This window comes from Sphingobacterium chuzhouense (genome assembly GCF_014692525.1).
Lineage (GTDB): Bacteria > Bacteroidota > Bacteroidia > Sphingobacteriales > Sphingobacteriaceae > Sphingobacterium > Sphingobacterium chuzhouense.
Genome location: NZ_JACNYL010000002.1, coordinates 1,190,680 through 1,214,422 on the forward strand (window position 1 = coordinate 1,190,680; position 23,743 = coordinate 1,214,422).

The following is a 23,743-nucleotide window of genomic DNA, read 5'->3' on the forward strand; positions in this document are numbered from 1 at the left end:
TTTTTTATCCCATCTCCAATAATGTTTCCAGATGGTGATAACTAATACCAAAATATGCCTTCGTGGATTTTATTTTTTCCAGAATCTCCTGCTGTTTTCGGGTATCGACAATTTTTTTCTCGCCCACTATCAGTACATTTTTAGGTGTGTGGGCATCCGACACAAATTGAAAGACTTTGGTTTGATAACCAAAATATTCCATGATCAACGCCCGTAACCCATCGGTAACCATTTCAGCCTGACGCTCCATAAAAATTCCATGTTTCACCAAAAAGTCAAGCTCATTTTTCACTTTGGACTTTTCCATTTCCCGACGAATTTGTTTATGACAACATGGTGCAACCACAATCAGATCTGCATCGTGTCTAATACCTTTAGCTATAGCATCATCCGTAGCCGTATCACAAGCATGTAAAGCAATTAAAATATCTAAATCATTTTGGGGTTGATAATCTTCTATCGCACCTCGCATAAACAGCAAATCTTTGAAATTCGATTTGGCGGCAATATGATTGCATAGCTCCACCAAATCTTTCCGATACTCCACCCCCACCAAAGAAGTCCGCTTTTGAAGTGTATGCACTAAATAATCATACAAAGCAAATGTCAAATAACCTTTTCCCGCGCCCATATCGACTACATTTAATGTCTCTCTAGGCGGTAGACGCTGCAATATAGAACTTAGTATTTCTATATAATGGTTAATTTGTTTCCATTTATCTTGCGCGTTTTTATACACGTTTCCGGCTGCATCCGTCAGCTTTAGCTCTTGTAAATAAACCTTGTCAGCGCTATCTAGCTTTCGTTCTTTTTGTTTATCGTGCGTAAGGACAACAGGTTTCTTAGCTGTGGGATTCTCTTGCCTAAGAGACCATACTCCTTTTTTAGTAAATTGACATAATAGGTTTTCCCTTTCCGTAAATAAAGTTGCTACTCGAAATCCTTCGACTTTTAAAAGCCCTTGTATCTCCATGATAGCCGTCTCTATTTCAAAATTTTGAGTAATGTCTTGTGTTTTATAACGAAAAACAAATGATAGTTTCTTTTCTCGCTTTATAATAACTGGTTTGATATATACATTCTTTAAATATAGCTCTGTTCCATTATAGTCTCCCAAGGAAATTTTAATAAACTCCTCGCGTTGAAGAGATTCTCGAATTTTATCAAAAAAGGTGGCATAATTATCCATAGCGCAAAGATAGAGAATATAAAGAAATTGTACCTTTGTACTATGCAATATCCTAAAATCAAAGCTGTCTTTTTCGATATAGACGGTACGCTTTTAAGTTTCAAGACACACCAAGTTCCTCTCTCTACCCAAAAGGCAATTGAACAATTGCAAAGACAAGGAATTAAAGTCATTTTATCGACCGGCCGTTCCATTAATAGCATCGATCATGTTAAGTTTCTGGATTTTGATGGGTTTATTACCTTTAACGGTGGCTATTGTGTCACCCAAGAAAGTGATGTGCTGTTTAAACAAGCTATACATGCAAACGATATAAAAGCGGTATTGAATTATACCAAGGAACGTCCGTTGAGTTTTTCCCTAATGTCCGAAAAAGAAATTACTATTTATGATGTAACACCGGAAATAGCGGGAATGTACGCACACTTGAACCTTCCTGTTCCGCCTTTGGTAGACATGAACAAAGTTGATCCGGCGAGTATTTTGCAAACCAATATATTTCTTGGGCCGGAAGAAGAGGAAGACTTTATGCAAAATGTTATGCCGAATTCGGTTGCCTCCAGATGGACACCTCTTTTTGCCGATGTGAACCCTAAAGGACAGAGCAAACAAGTAGGAATAGATATTTTCTGTAAGCATTTCGGTATAGATATCACACAGACCATGGCGTTTGGAGACGGCGGAAATGATATTACCATGTTAAAGCACGTGTCGATTGGCGTTGCTATGGGGAATGCTAATCCGGAAGTGAAGGAAATCGCAGATTACATTACAACAGATGTAGACAACGACGGTATCTGGAATGCCTTACATTACTTTAAGGTGATATAGTATAGTTAGGGGCGCAAATAGCGCCCCTGTGCATTATTCTTCTACAAAATTTTCTTTTGCTGCCAGATAACGTTCGGCTTCTAACGCCGCCATACAACCCGTACCGGCTGCGGTAATCGCTTGGCGGTATACATGATCTTGCACATCCCCGCTAGCAAAGACACCCGGTATATTGGTCGCGGTACTGTCCGGTTTTGTAATCAGATACCCAGTCTCATCCATATCAAGGATACCCTTAAATAGTTCTGTATTTGGCTTATGTCCAATTGCCACAAAGAATCCCGTAATGTCTAGATGTTTCACTTCCTGTGTCTGATTGTTGATGACACGAACGCCGGTAACACCTGTTTCGTTCCCTAATATCTCTTCTGCCTCGGTATTGTATATGATCTCGATATTAGGCGTATTCATTACGCGATGTACCATCGCTTTGGATGCCCTAAATTCATCTCGACGCACTAACATATATACTTTCCTACACAACTTGGCTAAGTATGTTGCCTCTTCCGCTGCGGTATCTCCAGCACCTACAATCGCCACATCTTGACCTTTGAAAAAGAAACCATCGCAGACTGCACAAGCAGAGACGCCAAATCCATTATATTTCTCTTCCGAAGGTAATCCCAACCATTTCGCAGTCGCACCCGTGGCAATAATAACCGTTTCCGCCGATACCCAAGTTGAACCGTCAATCTCTACTCTGTGTGTCCCTCCATCTTTCGAAAATTCCACTTTCGTCGCATAACCAAAACGTACCTCCGTTCCGAAACGTTCAGCCTGCGCCTTTAGATCTTCCATCAAAACGGGACCTGTGATACCTTGAGGGTATCCCGGAAAATTATCTACTTCGGTTGTTTGTGTCAATTGTCCCCCAGGAACAATACCTGTATATATTACTGGCTTTAAATCAGCTCTAGCTGCATAAATAGCTGCGGTATAACCCGCAGGCCCGGATCCAATAATCAAGCACTGTAAGTGTTCTCTTCCTTCTGTATTTGTCATTTTATTTTCGTTGTTCAAAACTTATTTCCCAAATTTTCCCTGAAGCTGTTTGAGCATATCTTCTGTAATGGGTCTAGCAGGAACCTGTTCCTTATGTGGGCGATCCTTATTTACTTCCACCCTACTATTTTGCTGTTGTTCTTTCTTTGTATGTCGATGCGCATTCCATAACTTTTCCAACACCTTTTTTGTATAGAGAGGAAAATCACCTTGTTGCATCCAAGCATAATAACTGGGTTCTACATCAAACACATTCACTACTTTTCTACCTTTATGTTTACCAAAATTGATGCACGGGTCGCCGTCCTCATCATAAACTAAGCGGCCGGCAAAATCAACCGGATTGCTCAAATTGGTAAATCGATGTAAAGCTTCTACATCATTCACTACAGGTGTCGTCACATTCCCATGTTTATCTTCAAAAATTGCCCCTTCGTATTTTGACAACTGAGCCTTTAGTACCTCGTATGTAGCACGTACATCAGCTTCCGCAGTATGTGCATTCTCCAACGGTGCATCACAATAAAACTTGTAGGCAGCTTTCAAGGTTCGTTGTTCCATTTGATGGAAAATATTCTGCACGTCAACAAAAGCCCTTCCTTCTAACGAAAAATCCACTCCTGCGCGCAAAAACTCCTCCATCAACATCGGTACATCGAATTTATTAGAGTTATAGCCTGCTAAATCAGCGTCTTCTATAAAGTTTTTAATTTCCTCCGCTCGTTCTCTAAACGGTGGAAGATTTTTCACATCTTCATCATAAATCCCGTGAAACATCGAAGACTCAGCAGGTATTGGCATTTCGGGGTTAACCTTAATCGTCAATACCTCTTCTTTGCCTCCTGGTGATATTTTTAATATGGATAACTCAACGATACGATCCACGGCAATATTTACACCCGTGGTTTCCAAATCAAAAAAAGCCATGGGGCGTTTTAATTGTAATTCCATCTGATAGCGATTGATTATAAACTCTCTTACAACAAATGTACAAAACTCTTTGGTCTTGTTAAACATCTACCCGATTAATGACAGAATTATCACGGTAAATAAAAAATCCCCAACTTTCGCCGGGGATTTACTTTTTATAAGATAATGACTGTTTTATCCCAATATATTTTTCAACGTATTTACTTGATGATCGGCTAGTTTTTGAAGAGGGCCAGAAGCCATCATCTTCATCATCATATTAAGTTCAGCCTCAATCACAAACGTTGCGTTTGTGGTGTCTATACCTTTATCTTCCAGTTTCCAGCGTAAAGTGAGTGCAAAAGGCGCTTCTTCAATAGGTAGACAAACGATTTCCTTGTTCACTATCCGCTGGCTGATTTTCAAAGCAAGCTTCGCCATATTCTTGATCGTAAAACGAGCCTCGTCCTCTGTCGACGACCAATTGTGGATATTGTCGGGCATAAGCTGTTCATGGTTGTTCATGTCAGCCAAAAACGCATAAACCGCTTCTATGGGTTTATGAATATCAACATTGTTTTGAATAATGGTCATATGCTTGGTTTTAATACTTTATTGTCCTGTCCAGGCTGACGGATCTTTACGCCATTGTTCCAACAATGTCACATCAGATTCCAAAATATAGCCGTTGTTAACTGCTACCTTAATTAGCGCGTCGTAGTTACATAAGCTGAAAAAAGGACATTTTGCATCTGCAAAATTTTTAACCGCTTGGTCAAATCCATAAGTAAAAATGGAAACTAGTCCTACTACATTACATCCTGCTTCACGCAACGCTTCTACAGCTAATAAACTGCTTTTGCCTGTAGATATTAAATCTTCTACCACGACCACGCGCTGTCCGCTAACAACTTCTCCTTCGATAAGATTCTGACGGCCATGGTCTTTCGCACTACTACGAACATACGTAAAGGGTAAACCTAGGTCTTGAGCAACCAATACGCCTTGAGGTATTCCCGCCGTTGCCACACCTGATATCATTTCTACGGTTCCAAATTCTTCTTGAATCAACTGCGATAGTTGTTGGCGAATATAAGTTCGGATTGCCGGATATGATAATGCGATACGATTATCACAATAAATTGGAGATTTCCAACCTGACGCCCACACAAAAGGGTTTTTAGGTTGTAATTTTATTGCTTTAATTTGCAATAAGGATTCAGCAATTTTTTGTTCAACCTCATTTAAATTATTCATGGCACAAATTTATAAAATTTATATGAACGAATCTCAGCTTATTTTGGCTGATTTTCTTCCAAAGAAACTGTCGAATGTTCAAACAATTGGTTTACAAGACATTGATCTTGAAAAACTTTTTCAAGCATCCAAACAGAAAGCGACAAAGGGCATTACCTATCTATATATACACCCCGATATAGAGAAAGTTTTCAAATCGATCTCGCAAAAGCCCGAAATTATCAAAGCTGCCGGAGGATTGGTCAAAAATGGTGAAGGTGAATACTTGTTTATCCATCGATTGGGAAAGTGGGATCTACCCAAAGGCAAGGTAGAGAACAACGAAAAGATGAAGGAAGCTGCTGTTCGGGAAGTAGAGGAAGAATGTGGTATCCGTATCAATTACCTAGGCCCAAAGCTTCAAACAACCTATCATACTTACATGATGCGTGGAAAATTTGTATTGAAACAAACCAATTGGTACGAAATGGGTGTGAATAAGTCCCCAAAGTTGATTCCCCAAACTGAGGAAGATATTACAGAGGCGAAATGGATTGGGAGGAAAGATTTCGATACCGTATTGGAAAACACCTATCCGCTTATTGCTCAAATTATCGAAAGGATATGAAGACGTGCCTAAAACGCCACCACTCTTACCTTATAAAGTTTTAAAAAAGGAAGGTGAACAGTCTTATCGGGATTACGCAAGTAGATGTTAAATGTCCACCAACTCTCTTCTGCTTTTGTGTACACCAGATGGTCGCTGTGCGGTGAATAATTAATCGATTTAACATGGGGCAGATCCAGCTTGTCAAATGGCGTAAATTCGCGTTTATCAATATCGTATATAAAGACATGTTGATGTGTAGTGATTAAAAATCTATAGAGATCCACCTGCGAGAGGTCGTGGCCTCCATCATCGGGCAGGGTATCCGTATAATCAAGCTGTAAATCGATACCATCATTTCCTTGTTTAATCTTATAGCATCTTATGTCATTAAACCCTAAAACAAAAAGCCGCTCTTTTTGCGGATGCCAGACTACACCATGTCCGGAGTAAAGGGTATCTTTTAGAATCAATTCTTCCGGTTTTGAACGGTGGTATATTTCCAAACTATTTCCATGGGGATGTGTGGAATTAGCTACGGCGATGAAGCCACCTGGAATAATATCGGCAGAGTGTGCCATAGGTGTATGCGCGTAAAACTCTATTTTTCTACTTTCGATATCTAAGATACAAGTTGCCCCACCTGATGAAGTGAGTAGAATTTTTGTGTTATCATCTATAGGTTTACATTCATCAAAAGGTACTAATAATTTTTGATAGCGTTCGGGTAGGTATGCCTTCGCTTCGTGAACACTCCATGACCATATGATGGCGGTAGTATCATTTCCTTTGTTCGGATCAATAATCAAAACTTTGTCTTCCCCACAGGCGATTAAAGCTCCGGAAGGGACAACAGAGAGTACCTGTCCATGAACCTGGCAAAGGCACGATAAAAAGAAAAGTAGAAGAAGATTTTTTTTCATTTTGTAATGGATAATGGAAAAATACTACTTATTGAATTTTGGTTGTATTATTTCCCAATTATTTATGTGAGCTGGCTGATGTTCTTTTTTTACAATTTCATCAAAAGTTTTGACGAGTTCGGGATAGTCATCTGCCAAATCTTTGGTTTCATTTCTGTCAATTTCTAGATTGAAGAGCATCCATGGCGCTTTTTCATATGTATCTTTACGGATATTTACTTTCACCCCCTTCCATTTACCCATTCTAACCGCAACTTGCCCCCCTTTTTCAGGATATTCCCAATATATGTATTCGCGTTTATTTTGCGATGTATTTTCCCCCAATAAGGTGGGTAAAAAAGAAACTCCATCGGTATCCCCAGCATCCTGTCCTGTCAGATCTGCTAACGTAGCCATAAGGTCATATTGAACCGAAACAAGATCGGTAACAGATCCCGCTTTAATTTTCCCTTTCCATCTCACGACAAAAGGCACCCTGATGCCTCCTTCAAACACATCCATTTTCAAACCACGTAATCCCGAGACACTATTGAAAAATGCTGATTGAACCCCTCCATTAAAGGTCGTTCCGTTATCACTCGAAAACATGATGATGGTGTTTTCATCCAATCCTAATGAGGCTACCTTATCCATTATTATACCTATTTGTGCATCTAGGTAAGTGATCATTGCCGCATAGGTTGATAAGGGATATTTATTTGGAGCATATCCCTGTTGACCATAGTATGGCTTTTCGTCTTCAAACTTATTTATGTATTGATCAATAAATTCTTGGGGTGCCTGTAACGAAACATGAGGTTGCGGAAAAGGAAGATATAAAAAAAATGGCTGGTTTTTATTATCCTCGATAAATTTCACTGCATGCGCTGTCATTACATCCCCTGCATACTCGTCACCTATATAAGTATCGAAATCTTTGTCAACTACATTGGTTGAGTCCAATGGCTTATGCACATTTACCTCGCGATTATTCAATTTTAATGGCTCGTCATTTAGCCATAAATGTGTCGGATAAAAGTTATGCGCCTGTTTTTGGTCTAGGTACCCTACATAAAAATCAAAACCTTGTTTAAGGGGGGATCCTGTGGTATTATGCATACCCAACCCCCATTTTCCAGCCATACCATTTGTATAACCAGCTTTCTTTAACATTTTGGGCAGGGTATAACAACCTTCCGGGAGCGGCATCTGCCCGGCTTCCAAGCTATCAGAAAATCCGCCCATTTCGTAATTACCACGAATATAGGAACTCCCTCCGTTCTTACCGGTGAGTAGCATACAGCGAGCAGGCGCACATACGGGAGCACTGGTATAATGATCTGTAAATATCATACCTTCTTCACGAAGTTTATTTAGATGAGGGGTTTTTATTTTAAGCTGACCATAGGCTTCAATCTCACCGTAGCCCAAATCATCTGCATATATATAGATAATATTGGGCAATTTCTGCTTATGATTTTTGTTTGTTTCCTGAGCAATCACGGATATATTCCATATTACACCCATGATACCTACTAGGAGGGTTATTTTTTTTATCCTGTCCATGTCCTATTGCTTACATATCAAATTTTGAAACAATTAAATAATGATCAGAAGGAAACCCTGTCGGCCATTCCGAAATAACCTTTGTTGAATTGTTTCTTAAGGTTTTGCCTTTATAATAAAGTTGATCAATTCGACGTCCGTTTTCATGTGTGTAACCAGGATACCGATTCACATCCGGGTATAAACTACGATACGCATCAATAAATCCCGTAGCCAACAATTTTTCCGCGCCTAAACTTTCACCTCCATCTGCTTCTGGAATAGCATTGAAATCACCGGCAAAAATAATAGGTATACTGTCGGACTCTGAAAATCTAGATTGATGAAAATCATAAACTGCGGAGAACTGAGCCATACCATACCAATTTGACATGACATACATATCCTGTGATTCACTAATGGCTATCTTTACTCCTACGTTCATAAAAGTAGCAGTTTCTGGAACATAAATCTCTTTAATTGGATAGCGGCTGAGTACAGATATATTAGTTCCCTGATGCAAATAATCCCGGTCAATTGTCGAAGCAAAATAGAATCCCAATTGATCTGCTATAAAGGCTCCGGAGGAATATGTCTCCTGTAACATGACAATGTCTACGTTTGCTTTCTTTAACATCTCTACAATGCGAACCCGGGAATCCCAACCGTCTTTTTTTATGGAATTATGTTTTCCACCGTGATGGATATTCCAGTTTCCTATGGAGATAGTTGACAATTTTCTTTCCAGCGGAGGCATCTTCTGTTTAAAATACGTTTTATAAGACGTTAGTACCTCTTGAGACGATAAAGTTCTGTTCCAAATCAATAGATTGTCCATTTCAAACTCCGAGGGGAAAAATTGCTCTTTTACCACGATCTCATCTACAATTTGTTCGTTAATGATTATTTTCCCATCATTCAACGTGTATATTTTCAGTAGCGGTGCGACGCGCATGAAATCTCTGACCTGATGTACCGTGTATGGACTCTCCAGCAATTCCGATCTGATATTCATAATCGGTTCTAAAAGCTTTGTTTGATCAGCATTTCGCTGTTTTCCTAATTTGGCTGACCGTTTTTCGAACAAATCTTTCGGGTCGACAATCAATGTTTCAAATTGTTCATCTGTTAGTTTCCCTACTTCCAAACGGTTAAATTCGTCAACCAAATGCTGTAACTTTGCCCCCCCATCTTCAACTTCTTTACGAATTTTCTGTATTGCGCTGGAATCTGACCCATTCGAGCCGATCATTAAAGGTAATGAAGTCGAAAAATCAAAGCCTGTTGCATCTTTAACATTGTAAATGGCTTTCTGATCGCCATCGTAAAATAGGCGAATTTCAGCTCTATCTTTATTATATGACATCGCCAACTGGTGCCATCGACCATCATTTAACACATACCTACCTTCCACACCCAGTTCGTATTCATGAGCCAATCGACGATCCCCCGACCCCATGTTCCATGCCCAAACTCCTTCAGACATATAAAAAGCCCACCCCTTCTTTTTCTGTTCCCCTACCCCTCGACCATCAAATTCCTTATTTGAAAGAATTACCGACGCATGCTCGTCATCCATATTGCTCTTCACCCAAAACACGACCGTAAAGTCATGACGAGAATCTAAATGAACATCCGAATTTTCCAAAAAAATTCTTCTTTTGGAGTCATCAGGTGAAACATATAAGGCTTTCCCGTCAAGACCTTGGACATACGACACATTCTTATCCTGCGTTATGAATGAGGGCCCTGCGCTACTACCAACCGTATTTTCAAAATCAAATCGAAGTATCACTTCTTGACGCTCTCTCCTGCGTCCGTCATTTACTGACTCCATTCCCGAAAACAGGAGAGTCAACGCAAAAAAAGATCCGATTATTAAATAGATTTTCATACCTCCTCGTTTAACAATCAGTAGTTAGGGTTTGGTTCAAGAGCAGGATTGAGATCAATCTCTGTGTAAGGGATCGGCCATATATAATCCCTATTCGCAACAAATTTCCTATTCTGTATCAACTTTCCCTGGTAATCATATATCGGTTCATTCATTTCTTTTTCAATCGTTTTCCATCTCCGTATATCGTAAAAATAAGAACCCTCTCCTGCTAGTTCTATACGTCGTTCCAAACGTATTGCCTCCCGCATTTCTTCCTTATTAAGTCCCTCTTCTAATGGTGGCATTCCTACAGTAGGTCGGGATCGGATCCTGTTAATTGCATTATAAACTTCATCGGACGGGCCTGACAACTCGTTTAGCGCTTCTGCATACATCAATAGTACATCAGCGTAGCGAATTTCCACATAATTCGTTTCGGAATTCGTTAAAGTACCTGATGTCGTTTCATTATATTCTGTAAATTTCCGGAAAGTATAACCGGTTTGATGTAGATCTGCATTTGTAGCTGTGCGGTTTCGCCAAGGCGCACCGATATAAACGATAGATTGCTTAAACCGCGGATCTCTATTTTCATAGGGTTTCTGTGGATCATACAGCGGACTTTCATCGATAGAAAGGCCATCTACCATTTGATAGACATCTACTAACCCCTGTACGGGAGCTTGTGTACTATATTGAGCCATAATGATATCGTATGTATTAACCAGTTCTGGAGCTTTAAAACGTATATCAAACACGATTTCTTGATTTCCCTCATTTACTTTTCGGAAAAGGCCATTATAATTTGGATAAAGGTCATATCGATCTAAGTCTATGATTTCTTCTATCGTATTTACAACATCTTGGTATTGATGATCCTGTAGTAAAACACGAGCTTTTAAAGCCCAAGCAGCGCCTTTTGTGGCTCTGCCATCCTCAGCTTTGGTATAGGAAGCTGGCAATGATGCAGCGGCATCATCTAAATCACGCAGTATCTGCTCCCGAACCTGCTCATATGTACTCCTAGGTAAGCTTCCGTGCTCATCAGGATTAGGTTCATCTAACATCAGAGGCACACCGTGAAATAGTACGTTTAGCCGCTGATAGAAGAAAGCCCGGAGAAATTTTGCTTCTCCAATAATTCTGGTTCTTAAATCTTCATCCATTTCAGCTTTATCTATATTAGACAAGAGCATATTACATCGACCTATTCCCCGATAACAACCTTTCCACATGGCATCATTCATGCCTAAAGTGGTCGCGTTGTGTACACCAGCTGCAAAATCGTTAGCATTACGTTGATTATCGTAATTAAACGCATTTGGACTCATAGCCTCAAACATAAAAGGAGTTTGGGCGTTATAAAGTTCTGCATGGGTAAGTGCTTGGTAACATCCTGTTAAGGCATTTAGCACCTGCTGCTCATTCTTCCAATATATATCTTGGCTATAAAAGTCCGTCGGTTGAGTATCTAGCATATCGCTACATCCCACAACTGAGGCGGTAAATAGTCCAAAAATTGCATATATAATCTTTTTCATAGCTTATTTCTCTTATAATGTAAGGTTTAAACCCATCGTCATCATTTTTACACTCGGATATTGATCGATATTGGTGGCTAAAATATCCCTTTCCGGGTCAAAAGATTTAACCGCTGTAAAGGTCAGAAGATTCTGTGCATTGATAAAAACAGTTGCTCGACTCAATCCCAATCGCTTATTGAATGCTGGACTTAACGAATAGTTTATCTGTATATTTTTCAATCTCAAATAGGAAGCATCTTCTAACCAAAAATCTGAATCTGAGAAGTTTTCGGCAGTATATTGATTGCGTGCGGTAACTCTTGGTAATCTAGCATTTCTATTTTCCGGCGTCCAAGAATCAGTAAGCCATTCCTTTGTTATACCAGCACCATTATTAAATGGAGATGCCATGTTGTTGTTCGGCCTAACAAAAATATCACTGATGCCTTGCCACATTGTATTCACAGATAACGATTTATAGCTGAATCCTATATTGAACCCATATGTATAATTCGGGAAGGTACCACCGGCAATATATCTGTCGTTGCCATCAATGACACCGTCGTTATTACGATCTACATATTTTATATCTCCGGGCCCCACTCGACCTGCTATAGTCGGATAATTAGCGACTTCCTCATCCGTTTGGAATAGCCCATCCGTCTGTAAGACATACCATGAATCAATAGGCGATCCCTCTGTGGTAATCCTCGCTCCACTAATAATTTCCTCTCCTTTCAAATCAACAACGTTATTCTTAACATGGCTGATATGCCCCCCGATTGTATAATTAAAATTGTCTCCGATACGATCATTATAGTTTAATCCTATCTCAAACCCTCTATTGTCTACTGTCGCTATATTGCTAACCGGTCCCGCTAACGATCCCACTTGAGATGGCAATGTGACATCTCGAAGGATATCGTCGGTTCTCTTATGGAAGTATTCTAATTCTCCCGTGAACTTTCCGCCCAATAAACTCCAATCCAATCCAATGTTCCACATGGTAGTCGTTTCCCATCTCAATCTAGGATCGCGATACTGTACTACCGCCGTTCCACCACCGTTATAAACTCCACCGAAAGGGTAACCATATCCAACAGATACAGCGTTCACGTATTGGAATCTACCTATTTCTTGATTTCCGATCTGTCCCCAGGAGCCGCGTATTTTAAGTTCATCTAACCAATTTACTTCCGACATAAAAGATTCTTCAGAAACCCGCCACCCCGCAGAGAAGGAAGGAAAGAGACCCCATTTATTTCCCTTTGCAAATCTAGACGAACCGTCATATCTACTATTTGCTTCAAAGAGATACCGGTCTTTGTAAGCATATTGTAAACGAACAAAATAAGATATTAAAGCGTCGACGGTCGTCGTGCCCGACACAAAAGGGTCTCTCGTTCCTGCGTTGAGTTCATCCAAATCACCATCTAAATAACCTGTTTTCTGCGCTTCAAAATTTTCGGTATTGAATTTCTCGATACTATGTCCAAGCAAAGCAGCGAAGTTATGTTGGTCGTTTATATTTTCCTCAAACCTCAGGGTATGGGTAAAATTAAGTCGTTGGTCACTTTCTTGGTATTGGGTTTTATACCCTGTCGTACTCCACGGATTTCGCGTGGGTTCACCGGTTTTCACATCATGCAACCACACCACTGGAGCAAAACTCTTACGCAAGAGACTACCATAATTAATCGATCCTCTTGCCTGATACTGTATTTTCTCCGTAAAGTTAAAATGCGCTGCCAGGTTAGCCATGATACGATTAGTCCCTTCTTTCCTGTAATTATCCTCTGCCAGCACTAATGGATTTTGAAAAGAATTTTGTCCAGGTGTTAATACCCAGCTATCTGGCCAGTTTCCATTTTCCATTTTCCCGTAAGGTTGAACCGGCACCATCCGCATAATTCGATTCATAGCAGTTCCGATACCTTCTGATGGCTCTTCTACATCCCATCGACTAGCGATGATTCCCCCGTCTATACCAAAACGGTCACTTACTTCAGTTTGGACACGTAAATTAATATTATATTTCTTAGCGCCCGTCATATCTTTCAAAACCCCATCCTGATTCATAAATCCCCCAGAAAGATTATATTTCGTTTTGGATGTTGCCCCAGAAAATCGAAGGTTGTGTTCGTGAATCAATGCTGGTTTAAATAATTCTTTCATCCAATTGGTATTTGGGTGCAATATACTAGTCGGATTATTTTTAAATTCCTGAATCAAATCATCAGAATAATATGGGTTTCCTCCTTGGTTTACCATAGCCTGATTATATAACTCCATAAATGTTGCCGAATTATCTACTGGATCCGGAAGATAGGTAACATTTTGTACGCCGGCGTAACCATTATAATCAATAGCTGTACGCTCCTGCTTTCCAAGTTTCGTCGTGATTAGGATCACTCCATTTGCTGCCCTAGATCCATAAATTGCTGTAGAAGCGGCATCTTTAAGAACACTGATACTCTCGATGTCATTTGGATTTACATCTCTAAATTGCATTTCTACACCGTCTACCAATACAAGAGGGTTTAACTTTCCTCCTCCGCCAATAGTGCCAATGCCTCGGATTCTAATACTCGCACCATCAGCTCCAGGTCGTCCCCCCGCTTGATTAACATACACTCCCTGCACACCCTGCAACGCTTGAGAAGCATTGGTAATCGGACGGTTTTCGAGTTGCTTGCTGTCTACTACCGAAATAGATCCCGTAATATTTACTTTTTTTTGCGTACCATATCCTACTACTACTACTTCATCTAGATCGCCGCTTGTAGAAGACAGTGTAATATTAATTGACGTTTTTCCCTGTATAGGGATTTCCTGTTGCCTAAATCCGACAGCACTAAATACCAGCGTGCCGGAAAGAGACGGAACTTCCATAGCATAACGTCCGTTTTCCCCTGTACTCGTGCCGTTTGTTGTTCCTTTGAGTTGTATGCTGATGCCTGAAAGCGGAACTCCATTTTCATCCGTTACCTGTCCTTCAATTTTTCGGGACTGCTGGTTCACCTGTTCTATATCATCTTCTTTTTCTATATAACGCGATTTGCCTTCCTTCTTCACCACAATAGATTTTCCTTCTATATAATAGCTTAGTTGTTTTGGAGCCAGCAGCATGTCCAGTGCTTGTTCAAGCGGTATATTTTTTAGCTGTACATCCGTAACTCCGGTATTATTCACAATATCACTGTTGCATATAACCGTGTACCCTGTTTGCCTTTTAATCTCCCGCAGGATATCAACAAAGGTTACTTTCTTTTTCTCAATGGTCACGGTTTGCGCTAAGCTGCTAGCTTGCAACTGGACAACCATACAGAGAAGAAACATCATCATTAACTTCATGATTAAGAGATACTTTTTGGGAGGAAAGAAAAGGCGTGCCCCCCTCGATAAAACATAATTTTTCATTACATTTGTTTGGTTTTTAGTTTATTAAATCTGTCTCATTTAACTTATTTAAGGCTAGGAACTATACTACCGGGTTAGTGCCAGCTTTCCCGGTAATTTTCCATTTAAAAGGTATTCTTATTTCACAAATCTCACCCTCCTTCCTGTTACTTCGAAACGAATTCCATCATCTGTCATTTTTATCAGCTTCAATACAGTATTAAAATTGTCGTATCTTGACACGGAGCCCCATATCTCTACATGTTTAAGGTTACTAGAAAGCTCGATATCCAGATCATACCATCTCGCCACTTTTTTCATTACATTTTCTAGTGTTTCATTATTAAACATAAATTCCCCATTTTTCCATGCTACGCATTCGTCAACGTTGATGGTTTGAATTTCCATCTTTCCTTTTCTCATCACACTTTGCTGCCCAGGCTTTAAAACAGTGGCATAATCTTCGCCCGATGATACTTTTACTTTGCCCTCCAAAAGAGCTACCGTTGAATTTATATCCGCTTGATAAGAATTGACATTAAAATGTGTTCCCAACACCTCTACTTTCTCTTTTGAAGTTTTTACGATAAAAGGTGAGCCTTTTAGATGAGCCACTTCAAAATAAGCCTCCCCCTCTAACTCCACAGTCCGTATATCTTTTGAGAATCGATATGGATAATGTAATTTACTTTCTGCATTTAGCCATACTTTCGTCCCATCGGAAAGCGTTACTTGGTACTGTCCTCCTCGGGGTGTAGAAAGTGTCAGCATTTCATCTTCCGCCACACTACCTTCATCGAAAAGGGAAGAACCATCTTGATAACCTATTTGACCATCTATGACGATACCAGAATAAGCATCACTCAAATTTATCTGTCGTCCGTTAGATAATGTTAATGAAGCTTTATTTCCGCCAGGTGTAAAAGCATTTATCATTTCTTCGGTGGTTTTTGGCTCTACAATCCTTTGTCTCCATATTATGCTTGCAAACAACGCCAGTACGATGATAGCCGCTGCAGAAGAATAGATAGCTAAACGCCTCCATAATAAACGTGTTCTCCATATAGATGATCGATGTTTTACCTGGAAAAGTATGTTATTTAATACACGTTCTTCTCTTTCACGAAAGGCATCGGTATAAAGTTCTTCATAGGTACATAGTGCTTCCTGTAATTCCTCTTCGCTATTCAGCTCTTCAATGATTTCTTTGAGACGTGGGTATTCTAAAAACAACCGTTCGATTTCTGCCGTGCGTTGCTCGTCTATGTCGCCCAGAAGGTAGTCTTTTAAAAGGTTTACAATATGATCTATCCTTTGCATATAGCGCGTGTTTAATATGAAAACACAGCAATTGGGAATATCTTACATAAAAAAAATAAAAAAATTGAGAGTAGCATATTATAATGCAGAGAGTAACGCTAGAAGAAATAAAGAGTCCTTCAAGCGCAGGCTTTGCCTTAATGCCGCTAAAGCCCTTGATTTATTTGTATATACGGCATGGAGAGCCATGTTCATTTCTTTAGCGATATCTTCCGCTGTTTTATCTTCTAGAAATGTCTTATTAAAAACTTCTCGTTGTTTTTCAGGTAATTTCTGTACTTCACCATAAATTATACTCAATAATTCCGTACGAACAATTTTTGTAAAAGCATCCGCATCCTCATACGGCAGTTCCTCATAATTACCTATGTCATCAATTGATTCATAATGGTTTATTCCACGGAGTTGATTTAAGCATCTGTTCTTTGTGGCAATATATAGAAATGCACGGATACGGTTTAGGCTTGAAAATGATGTCCGCCGTTCCCAAAGTTTCACAAAAACATCGGCAACAATTTCTTCGGCTATTTGATAATTTTTGACATATTTTTGTGCAAAAAACAAAATCTGCTTATTATAGAGCCGATAAATACCGACCAAACCCTCTTCTTCACCACACTGCAAAGCGTTGACCAAAACAAATTCGTCCGTTTTAGTTGAGATGTTACGTGTAATATCAGTATTTTTCATCGATTCCGTCAAACTGTAACACTGTCTTATCAAAGGTAATAGTAAACAAAATTAAAATGATAACATGATGTAAAATATAACAAATAATTCATGTTTATTTCATACCATTAAACATCCCTATATTTCCATTATGCTATTCAGCAGGTTTATCAAATGCTGGTTAAACACAAACATACTTAACTGATATTAAAGTAACAAATATATATCAACAACATAAAAAAACAAGGGGGACAATTGTCCCCCTTGTTCGCTAACACAAAACTAAACTACATAAAAACATCTACGATATTAGCCTTCCTTATTTTCTGTACCAGGCATTTGTTTTTCTATCATTCCTCTTTTTCTAAATTCGCCTTTTGTTCCTCTAAATTTTCCCTTACGACGTTGCGCATAGCTTTCTTTCAATTGTTGTTGTTGCTCTGGCGTCAATATCTCTCCCATTTTTTTCTGAGAATCTTTCATTTCTTCACGCCATTTGCTTTGCAGTTTTTTCATCTCATCCCGATGGGCAACTGCTTGTTTTGCTTGTTCCAATTGAACACTATATACTTCGGTGCGCTGTGCGTCAGTAAATTTCAAACGCTTATCTAATTGCTCCGTTTTTACCTTTGCCATCTCCTCAGGAGTGCGATTTGTTATTTTTCGCTCCGTCCGAGGATGTTTACGCTCTCTCTTAAAGGAACGCTCTGTATCTTTCTGCTCCTGCGCGAATGTGGCTAAACTAATTCCCACAAACAATACGGCTAATGATAATGTCTTTTTCATAATATTTCCTTTTTAATTATTTAATGCTGTTTCAGTTTCTTTATAGTAGTAGATTCCGGAACGGAAGAAACGTTTAATGCTAAGCCGTTAAATAATGTTAACAGCAAAAGTTATATGAGAAAAATAAATAAGTTAAAATCAGTCAGTTTGTAAAAACTGTAAAAATATTTTTTGGAAAACCTAAAACATCTCCTATATTTGCATCGTCAAACAAGGATACAGCAAGCCCAGCTGGCGGAATTGGTAGACGCGTTGGTCTCAAACACCAATATCTTCGGATGTGCCGGTTCGACTCCGGCGCTGGGTACTAAGAGAGCCCTTCTATCAATGGTAGAAGGGCTCTCAAGTTTGTATCAACAGCCGCCGACTAACGAGAAGTATTGAGAGTCATATTATAATCCGTGCATATTTTGTATTTTTAAACAAAAAGAAATAAATGTGCAATTAAAGCAGAAATTTCACGATATAGCGTCTAAATATGCAAACGATGACCAGCTAATAGAGAGCTGCTGGAAAGCGCTTAAAGAATGTTATACGGCAAAGGGGAGATTCTACCACAATCTAAATCATCTGGAAGAGATGATTATCGCACTAAATCCCGTAAAACATAAAATTCAAGACAGAGATTCGCTGCTTTTATCCGTTTTCTATCACGATATCATATACAATCCTACAGCGGTAGATAACGAAGAAAAAAGTGCCGATAGCGCTCAACAACAGCTTGAAAAGCTACGTATTCCAGCGGAAAAAATCCATCTCATATCGAAACAAATCATAGCGACTAAAACTCACGAGAAGTCTAATGATATGGACACCAATTTCCTACTCGATGCAGATCTATGTGTATTAGGAAAACCTTGGGAAAAATACCTGCTCTACAGTAGCCAAATACGAAAAGAATACGCTATTTATTCTGAAGCCGTTTATAAACAGGGGAGAAAAAAAGTACTGACACATTTGCTTCATTTAACAGAAATATTTAAGACTAATTTCTTTCAGGACAGATACGAACATCAGGCCAGAAAAAATATACTTAAGGAAATAGAAAGATTATAAACGTATTCCGTTTATAACGTCGTTAATATAACAATTTCCCAAAACAATTTCCCCCTCCATCCGTTATTCTTACGGCTTCTTATTAGCTTTTTAGAAGTTTTTTCCCTATATTATAATTTTATAATAAAACATCTACATGTATAAAAAAAGAACAATAATTATATCAAATAGATTACCAGTACGAATTGAAAAACACGATAACGAGCTTAAATTTATTCCGAGCGAAGGAGGTCTAGCAACGGGACTAGGCTCTATTTATAAAAAAGACAACAATATATGGATCGGATGGCCAGGATACATCCCTGATTCCGAAGAAGAAAAGGAAATCATCAAGGAAAAATTAAAAGAATTAAACCTTATTCCTGTTTTTCTCACCACAGCGCAGATAGAAGGATATTATGAAGGTTTTTCAAACGAAGTGTTGTGGCCTATCTTCCACCATCGACTGTCCTACGCTGTATATAAACAAGAAAACTGGCAATATTATAAAGAGGTAAACCAAGTATTCTGTGACACCATCTGGAAACAGCAGCTCGACGCTAAAGATGAAATATGGATCCATGATTACCAGTTGATGTTGCTTCCGAAATTGATCCGACAGGACGACGAAAAAATATCCATCGGTTATTTTCAGCATATCCCCTTCCCCCCCGACGAAATTTTTCGATGTATCCCCTGGCGAAATGAATTATTGGAAGGCGTTTTAGGTGCTGACCTAATCGCTTTCCACACTTATAACGATACGCAGCATTTCTTAAACGCCTGTACCCACATTATAGGGCTCACTATAAAAAACAATTCTTTGCAAGTGGGCGACCGGAGTGTCTATGTAGAAGTCTACCCAATGGGCATAGACTATAATAAATTCAGCTCTCTTGCGCAAAGTTCAGAAGTCCAAGTCCGGGTGAAATCCCTGAAAGAACAGTATCAAAACCGCAAAATCATTCTCTCTATCGACCGACTGGATTATAGTAAAGGTATATTGGAACGGCTGCATGCGTTTGAAAACTTCCTGATCAACTGGCCGGAATACCATAACCAGGTTGTTTTATATATGTTGGTCGTGCCTTCCAGAGATACCGTGCCACAATATAAGCGGCTTCGTGATGAAATAGACAGGATGGCTGGGCATATCAATGCCGTATACGGCACAAACGAATGGACACCTATTGCCTATTATTACAACACGTATCCGGTCGAAGAGTTATCCGCTCTTTATACTGCTGCTGATATATGTTTAGTCACTTCGCTTCGGGACGGCATGAATCTGGTTTGCAAAGAATATATTGCCAGTAAAGAAAATAGTTTGGGCGTATTAATCTTAAGCGAATTAGCAGGTGCTTCCAAAGAACTGGTAGATGCCATTCAAATCAATCCAAACGCTATCGATGAAATTAGCAATGCCATTGCCCAAGCTTTGCAAATGCCTAAAGAAGAACAACGGAAACGGATGGATGACAGTATTGAAATTGTCAGGAAATTCAACATCAACCATTGGGTCAAACTGTTTTTTAACCGATTGCGCGAAATTAAAATTATCCAGAGAAATGAAATGTCGCGCAAGGTACGTGATGAAGTCAGGGAAACGATTTTTAATGCATACCAGAATAGTAAAAAACGCCTGTTCTTTCTCGATTACGACGGTACACTAATCGGTTTCCATAAAGATGCCGACGCCGCCGTTCCGACGACTGGATTATACAGTATTTTAGAGAAATTACAGTCGGATGATGCAAATCAAATCGTTATCATCAGCGGGCGTCCACGGGAGACGTTAGAGCGTTGGTTTGGCGACAAGGACTATTATTTGGTAGCTGAACACGGCGCATGGACGAATTACCCCGCCTACAAATGGATACCTCGATCCCAACTTTCTACCCGATGGAAAATCCCGGTAAAACATATCATGATAAAATTTGCCAACATCACCGCTGGCGCATCCATCGAAGAAAAAACATACTCTCTGGCATGGCATTATAGAAAGGCACAACAAGGACTAGGCCAACTGCGCTCACAAGAACTCGTCGATTCACTGCGTTATCTAATCCCGCATCACGGATTACAACTACTTCAAGGTGACAAAGTAATTGAAGTAAAAAATGGCGAGGTAAATAAAGGTATGGCTGCCTTGGAAATTGTTAAAGACTATAAGCCTGATTTTATTTTCGCTATCGGTGACGATGTGACGGATGAAGATATGTTCATCGAACTTCCTACCGGCGCTTTTACGGTAAAAGTAGGCAATAAAAAATCAGAAGCACAGTTTTATGTAGAAAGTCAGGAAGAAGCAGTGAAACTCGTGCATTATTTTGTAGAAAAAATCGAATCAGAACAAAAAAACAATAACTCCGGTCAAACGATACATATATGAACCAAACGACAAGACACAGATATAACTCCGGCATTATAGGCAACTGCGCGTATATCGCACATATCGAAAAGGATACCAATGTTAACTGGTTATGTTGGCCTTCCTTCCAAGACTCTTTTGTATTTGGCGGCTTACTGGATAAAAAACTTGGTGGAACATTCTGCGTTGTACCAACCGAAGAGACAATAAACAGTAAGCAATTCTATCTGGAGAATACCAATATTTTGTGTACCGAAATACAAACAAAAGATGGTGTTTATCAAGTCACTGATTTTGCTCCGCGCTTTGAGCAATATGAACGATATTTTAAACCTTTAATGCTCATCAGAAAGATTGAGTCAATGCGTGGTAATCCCAAAATCCGTGTGGTGTGTGATCCTACTTACGAATATGGAGCTAAAACATTCCAAAAACATCGGGGCAGTAATCATGTTCAATTTGAGCTGCAAAATACCAAAATACGCTTGGCGACCAATATGCCCATCAGTCATTTTTTCGATGATACCACACATGTTCTAAGCCAACCTATTTATTTGATATTAACGTTTGGAAATCCCTTTGAGGCACCCATTATGCGCACCGCTGAAGATTTTCTCCTGCGTACCAAGGAATATTGGCATAAATGGGTGAAGAACGCGTCCATACCAGCTTTTTATCAAAAAGAAGTAATACGTTCAGCTCTTACGCTAAAGCTCCATCAATATGAGGATACCGGAGCTATCATTGCCGCAAGCACCACGAGTCTGCCCGAATACCCTGGATCTGGACGTAATTGGGACTATAGGTTTTGTTGGTTGCGTGATAGCTATTATGTACTAACTGCACTTAGCCACTTAGGGCAGTTTGAGGAAATGGAGAAATATGCTTCCTATATCGCCAATATTACCCAAAATGATACTGGCAGGTTACAGCCGCTCTACGGTATCATGGGACAATCAGACTTAGAAGAGTATACCATCCCGTATCTGGAAGGGTATTTGGGGAATAAACCTATCCGTGTCGGCAATCAAGCTTCGGAACACATCCAGAATGATGTATACGGACAAGCTCTTATCGCCTTGCTTCCATTGTTTTCTGACCACCGCTTTCGTCATCAGAACCTACATGCCGCAAAATCATGGACATACCTTATTCTCCAGAAAATGGCGCAGACCATTGATGAGAAAGATGCGGGAATCTGGGAGTTTAGGAATTTTCAGAACCGACACTGTTACTCCAATTTGTTCCAATGGGCGGGTGCTACCGCAGCATTGAAAATTGCTAAACAATATGGTTTTCAAGACATGGAACAAGAGGCGAATACGCTTCGTGAACGCGCGGCAGAGCATATAGAGAGTTGTTACGATACGGAGAGAAACGTGTATACTAATGCTACCGAAAGCGAAAGTCTGGACGCATCTACGCTACAGCTTATTATGATGAATTATTTAGACCCCTCATCAGAGAAAGCCAAGAAACATCTCGAACAACTGGAACAGGAATTAAAAGGCAAACATGGCCTATTTTATCGCTATCTGCATAAAGACGACTTTGGGAAACCAAAATCAACATTTTTGGTGTGTGCGTTCTGGTATGTTGAAGCGTTGGCCTGTGTTGGTCGTTTAGAAGAGGCAGAAGAAGTATTCAAACAACTTCTATCCTTTGCGAATCATCTCATGCTTTTCAGTGAAGATGTCCACGAAGACGACGGCTCACAATGGGGTAATTTCCCGCAAGCCTACAGCCACGTAGGTTTAATAAATGCGGCTTATCGTATTTCCGTGAAATTGGATAAGCCTACTTTCTTCGATAGTTTATATGAATCAGGGGGTGGCTAGGCCACCTCAAATTTATATCCTACCCCTTTCACAGTCGAGACATAATGATCTCCGATTTTTTCGCGAAGTTTGCGGATATGCACGTCGATGGTTCGATTGGTGACTACGACAGAATCTTCCCAAATGGCTTTTAGTATCTGTTCTCTAGTAAATACCTTGTTAGGTTTGGAAGCCAAAAGATAAAGCAATTCAAATTCTTTCTTTGCTAAAACGATTTTTTCACCATCGCGATATACTAAAAAAGAATCCCTATCGATCACCAGATCCAAAATTTCCAATTTATCTGCTTGGTCGATTCCCGAATCGGTATTATTACGCCGCAATATAGCATTGATGCGGCTCATTAAAGCACGAGGTTTAATGGGTTTTGCAATGTAGTCGTCAGCTCCGACATTAAAGCCGGCTATTTCCGAATATTCTTCGCTTCTGGCAGTAAGAAAAACCATGAATGTCTGTTTGAATTCCGGCATAGAACGCATCAACCGGCATGCCTCAATACCATCCATTTCTGGCATCATGACGTCTAAAATGATTAGATCTGGAGTAACCTGCTTTGCTATCTCTATACCTTCCTTACCATTGTATGCTTGATAAACCTGATAACCTTCTTTCGTCAGACTGTAGGATATTAAGTCGACAATATCCCGTTCGTCATCTACCACTAGTATTTTTTGATTGGCATTCATTGTTGTTTTTTTGCTAAAT

The 23,743-nt window shown here is 39.7% G+C and carries 19 protein-coding genes and 1 tRNA gene; 6 read left to right on the plus strand and 14 right to left on the minus strand.

The window, feature by feature from the left end:
- Positions 1-4: 4 nt before the first annotated feature.
- The gene (locus H8B21_RS11520; protein WP_190313888.1) at positions 5-1,189 is read right to left on the minus strand and encodes a class I SAM-dependent methyltransferase; all 1,185 of its coding nucleotides are present in this window, start codon (positions 1,187-1,189) and stop codon (positions 5-7) included.
- Positions 1,190-1,231: 42 nt separating this feature from the next.
- Between H8B21_RS11520 and H8B21_RS11525 the strand changes: the two genes are divergently transcribed.
- Positions 1,232-2,020, plus strand: coding sequence for a Cof-type HAD-IIB family hydrolase (locus tag H8B21_RS11525; RefSeq protein ID WP_190313889.1), 789 nt, complete (start codon positions 1,232-1,234; stop codon positions 2,018-2,020).
- 33 nt (positions 2,021-2,053) lie between these two features.
- Here H8B21_RS11525 and trxB read toward each other — a convergent pair whose 3' ends face one another.
- The 4 genes from trxB to pyrE form a co-directional block, all read right to left on the minus strand.
- Positions 2,054-3,022, minus strand: coding sequence for a thioredoxin-disulfide reductase (trxB, locus tag H8B21_RS11530; RefSeq protein ID WP_190313890.1), 969 nt, complete (start codon positions 3,020-3,022; stop codon positions 2,054-2,056).
- Positions 3,023-3,043: 21 nt separating this feature from the next.
- Positions 3,044-3,973 (minus strand): 3'-5' exonuclease, encoded by a 930-nt coding sequence (locus H8B21_RS11535; RefSeq protein ID WP_190313891.1) that lies wholly within the window; start codon positions 3,971-3,973, stop codon positions 3,044-3,046.
- 153 nt (positions 3,974-4,126) lie between these two features.
- Positions 4,127-4,525, minus strand: a complete 399-nt coding sequence (locus tag H8B21_RS11540) for an SRPBCC family protein (RefSeq protein WP_190313892.1) — start codon at positions 4,523-4,525, stop codon at positions 4,127-4,129.
- A gap of 18 nt (positions 4,526-4,543) precedes the next feature.
- Complete coding sequence (gene pyrE, locus H8B21_RS11545; RefSeq protein WP_190313893.1) at positions 4,544-5,188, minus strand: orotate phosphoribosyltransferase; 645 nt, start codon at positions 5,186-5,188, stop codon at positions 4,544-4,546.
- A gap of 22 nt (positions 5,189-5,210) precedes the next feature.
- On the opposite strand from pyrE, the gene H8B21_RS11550 reads away from it, so the two are divergent.
- Complete coding sequence (locus H8B21_RS11550) at positions 5,211-5,795, plus strand: NUDIX hydrolase (protein WP_223814975.1); 585 nt, start codon at positions 5,211-5,213, stop codon at positions 5,793-5,795.
- Between the two features lie 8 nt (positions 5,796-5,803).
- Here the strand turns inward: H8B21_RS11550 and H8B21_RS11555 are convergent, their stop codons facing one another.
- The 8 genes from H8B21_RS11555 to H8B21_RS11590 form a co-directional block, all read right to left on the minus strand.
- A complete protein-coding gene (locus H8B21_RS11555; protein ID WP_190313895.1) occupies positions 5,804-6,697 on the minus strand; it encodes a DUF6528 family protein in 894 nt (297 codons plus the stop codon).
- A 24-nt stretch (positions 6,698-6,721) separates the two neighbouring features.
- Positions 6,722-8,242 carry an arylsulfatase gene (locus tag H8B21_RS11560; protein ID WP_190313896.1) on the minus strand — a complete coding sequence of 507 codons (1,521 nt, stop codon included), beginning with the start codon at positions 8,240-8,242 and terminating at the stop codon, positions 6,722-6,724.
- A 10-nt stretch (positions 8,243-8,252) separates the two neighbouring features.
- Entirely contained in the window at positions 8,253-10,115 is a 1,863-nt protein-coding gene (locus H8B21_RS11565; protein WP_190313897.1) for an endonuclease/exonuclease/phosphatase family protein, read from the minus strand.
- 17 nt (positions 10,116-10,132) lie between these two features.
- Entirely contained in the window at positions 10,133-11,638 is a 1,506-nt protein-coding gene (locus H8B21_RS11570) for a RagB/SusD family nutrient uptake outer membrane protein (RefSeq protein ID WP_190313898.1), read from the minus strand.
- Positions 11,639-11,650: 12 nt separating this feature from the next.
- Positions 11,651-14,965, minus strand: a complete 3,315-nt coding sequence (locus tag H8B21_RS11575; RefSeq protein ID WP_190313899.1) for a TonB-dependent receptor — start codon at positions 14,963-14,965, stop codon at positions 11,651-11,653.
- A gap of 192 nt (positions 14,966-15,157) precedes the next feature.
- Complete coding sequence (locus H8B21_RS11580) at positions 15,158-16,339, minus strand: FecR family protein (RefSeq protein ID WP_190313900.1); 1,182 nt, start codon at positions 16,337-16,339, stop codon at positions 15,158-15,160.
- A gap of 78 nt (positions 16,340-16,417) precedes the next feature.
- Positions 16,418-17,029 (minus strand): RNA polymerase sigma factor, encoded by a 612-nt coding sequence (locus tag H8B21_RS11585; protein ID WP_190313901.1) that lies wholly within the window; start codon positions 17,027-17,029, stop codon positions 16,418-16,420.
- Positions 17,030-17,317: 288 nt separating this feature from the next.
- Positions 17,318-17,794 (minus strand): hypothetical protein, encoded by a 477-nt coding sequence (locus H8B21_RS11590; protein WP_190313902.1) that lies wholly within the window; start codon positions 17,792-17,794, stop codon positions 17,318-17,320.
- A 225-nt stretch (positions 17,795-18,019) separates the two neighbouring features.
- Between H8B21_RS11590 and H8B21_RS11595 the strand changes: the two genes are divergently transcribed.
- The 4 genes from H8B21_RS11595 to H8B21_RS11610 all read left to right on the plus strand — a co-directional run bounded on the left by H8B21_RS11595 (position 18,020) and on the right by H8B21_RS11610 (position 23,038).
- A tRNA-Leu gene (locus H8B21_RS11595) sits at positions 18,020-18,101 on the plus strand.
- Positions 18,102-18,232: 131 nt separating this feature from the next.
- On the plus strand, positions 18,233-18,850 hold the full coding sequence (locus H8B21_RS11600; RefSeq protein WP_190313903.1) for an HD domain-containing protein: 618 nt from the start codon (positions 18,233-18,235) through the stop codon (positions 18,848-18,850).
- A 136-nt stretch (positions 18,851-18,986) separates the two neighbouring features.
- Positions 18,987-21,221 carry a bifunctional alpha,alpha-trehalose-phosphate synthase (UDP-forming)/trehalose-phosphatase gene (locus H8B21_RS11605; RefSeq protein ID WP_190313904.1) on the plus strand — a complete coding sequence of 745 codons (2,235 nt, stop codon included), beginning with the start codon at positions 18,987-18,989 and terminating at the stop codon, positions 21,219-21,221.
- On the plus strand, positions 21,218-23,038 hold the full coding sequence (locus tag H8B21_RS11610; protein ID WP_190313905.1) for a glycoside hydrolase family 15 protein: 1,821 nt from the start codon (positions 21,218-21,220) through the stop codon (positions 23,036-23,038). Before H8B21_RS11605 ends, H8B21_RS11610 begins: the two co-directional genes overlap by 4 nt.
- Here H8B21_RS11610 and H8B21_RS11615 read toward each other — a convergent pair.
- Complete coding sequence (locus tag H8B21_RS11615; protein ID WP_190313906.1) at positions 23,035-23,724, minus strand: response regulator transcription factor; 690 nt, start codon at positions 23,722-23,724, stop codon at positions 23,035-23,037. The genes H8B21_RS11610 and H8B21_RS11615 overlap by 4 nt on opposite strands.
- Positions 23,725-23,743 lie beyond the last annotated feature (19 nt).

Excerpts from the sequence above, each read along its gene's own strand:
- H8B21_RS11575 (WP_190313899.1), bottom strand. The coding sequence starts at position 14,965 with ATGATGATGTTTCTTCTCTGTATGGTTGTCCAGTTGCAAGCTAGCAGC.
- H8B21_RS11570 (WP_190313898.1), bottom strand. The coding sequence starts at position 11,638 with ATGAAAAAGATTATATATGCAATTTTTGGACTATTTACCGCCTCAGTT.
- trxB (WP_190313890.1), bottom strand. The coding sequence starts at position 3,022 with ATGACAAATACAGAAGGAAGAGAACACTTACAGTGCTTGATTATTGGA.
- H8B21_RS11535 (WP_190313891.1), bottom strand. The coding sequence starts at position 3,973 with ATGGAATTACAATTAAAACGCCCCATGGCTTTTTTTGATTTGGAAACC.
- H8B21_RS11550 (WP_223814975.1), top strand. The coding sequence starts at position 5,211 with ATGAACGAATCTCAGCTTATTTTGGCTGATTTTCTTCCAAAGAAACTG.
- H8B21_RS11585 (WP_190313901.1), bottom strand. The coding sequence starts at position 17,029 with ATGAAAAATACTGATATTACACGTAACATCTCAACTAAAACGGACGAA.
- H8B21_RS11610 (WP_190313905.1), top strand. The coding sequence starts at position 21,218 with ATGAACCAAACGACAAGACACAGATATAACTCCGGCATTATAGGCAAC.
- H8B21_RS11605 (WP_190313904.1), top strand. The coding sequence starts at position 18,987 with ATGTATAAAAAAAGAACAATAATTATATCAAATAGATTACCAGTACGA.
- H8B21_RS11540 (WP_190313892.1), bottom strand. The coding sequence starts at position 4,525 with ATGACCATTATTCAAAACAATGTTGATATTCATAAACCCATAGAAGCG.
- H8B21_RS11525 (WP_190313889.1), top strand. The coding sequence starts at position 1,232 with ATGCAATATCCTAAAATCAAAGCTGTCTTTTTCGATATAGACGGTACG.
- H8B21_RS11615 (WP_190313906.1), bottom strand. The coding sequence starts at position 23,724 with ATGAATGCCAATCAAAAAATACTAGTGGTAGATGACGAACGGGATATT.
- H8B21_RS11555 (WP_190313895.1), bottom strand. The coding sequence starts at position 6,697 with ATGAAAAAAAATCTTCTTCTACTTTTCTTTTTATCGTGCCTTTGCCAG.
- H8B21_RS11520 (WP_190313888.1), bottom strand. The coding sequence starts at position 1,189 with ATGGATAATTATGCCACCTTTTTTGATAAAATTCGAGAATCTCTTCAA.
- H8B21_RS11590 (WP_190313902.1), bottom strand. The coding sequence starts at position 17,794 with ATGAAAAAGACATTATCATTAGCCGTATTGTTTGTGGGAATTAGTTTA.
- pyrE (WP_190313893.1), bottom strand. The coding sequence starts at position 5,188 with ATGAATAATTTAAATGAGGTTGAACAAAAAATTGCTGAATCCTTATTG.
- H8B21_RS11565 (WP_190313897.1), bottom strand. The coding sequence starts at position 10,115 with ATGAAAATCTATTTAATAATCGGATCTTTTTTTGCGTTGACTCTCCTG.
- H8B21_RS11580 (WP_190313900.1), bottom strand. The coding sequence starts at position 16,339 with ATGCAAAGGATAGATCATATTGTAAACCTTTTAAAAGACTACCTTCTG.
- H8B21_RS11560 (WP_190313896.1), bottom strand. The coding sequence starts at position 8,242 with ATGGACAGGATAAAAAAAATAACCCTCCTAGTAGGTATCATGGGTGTA.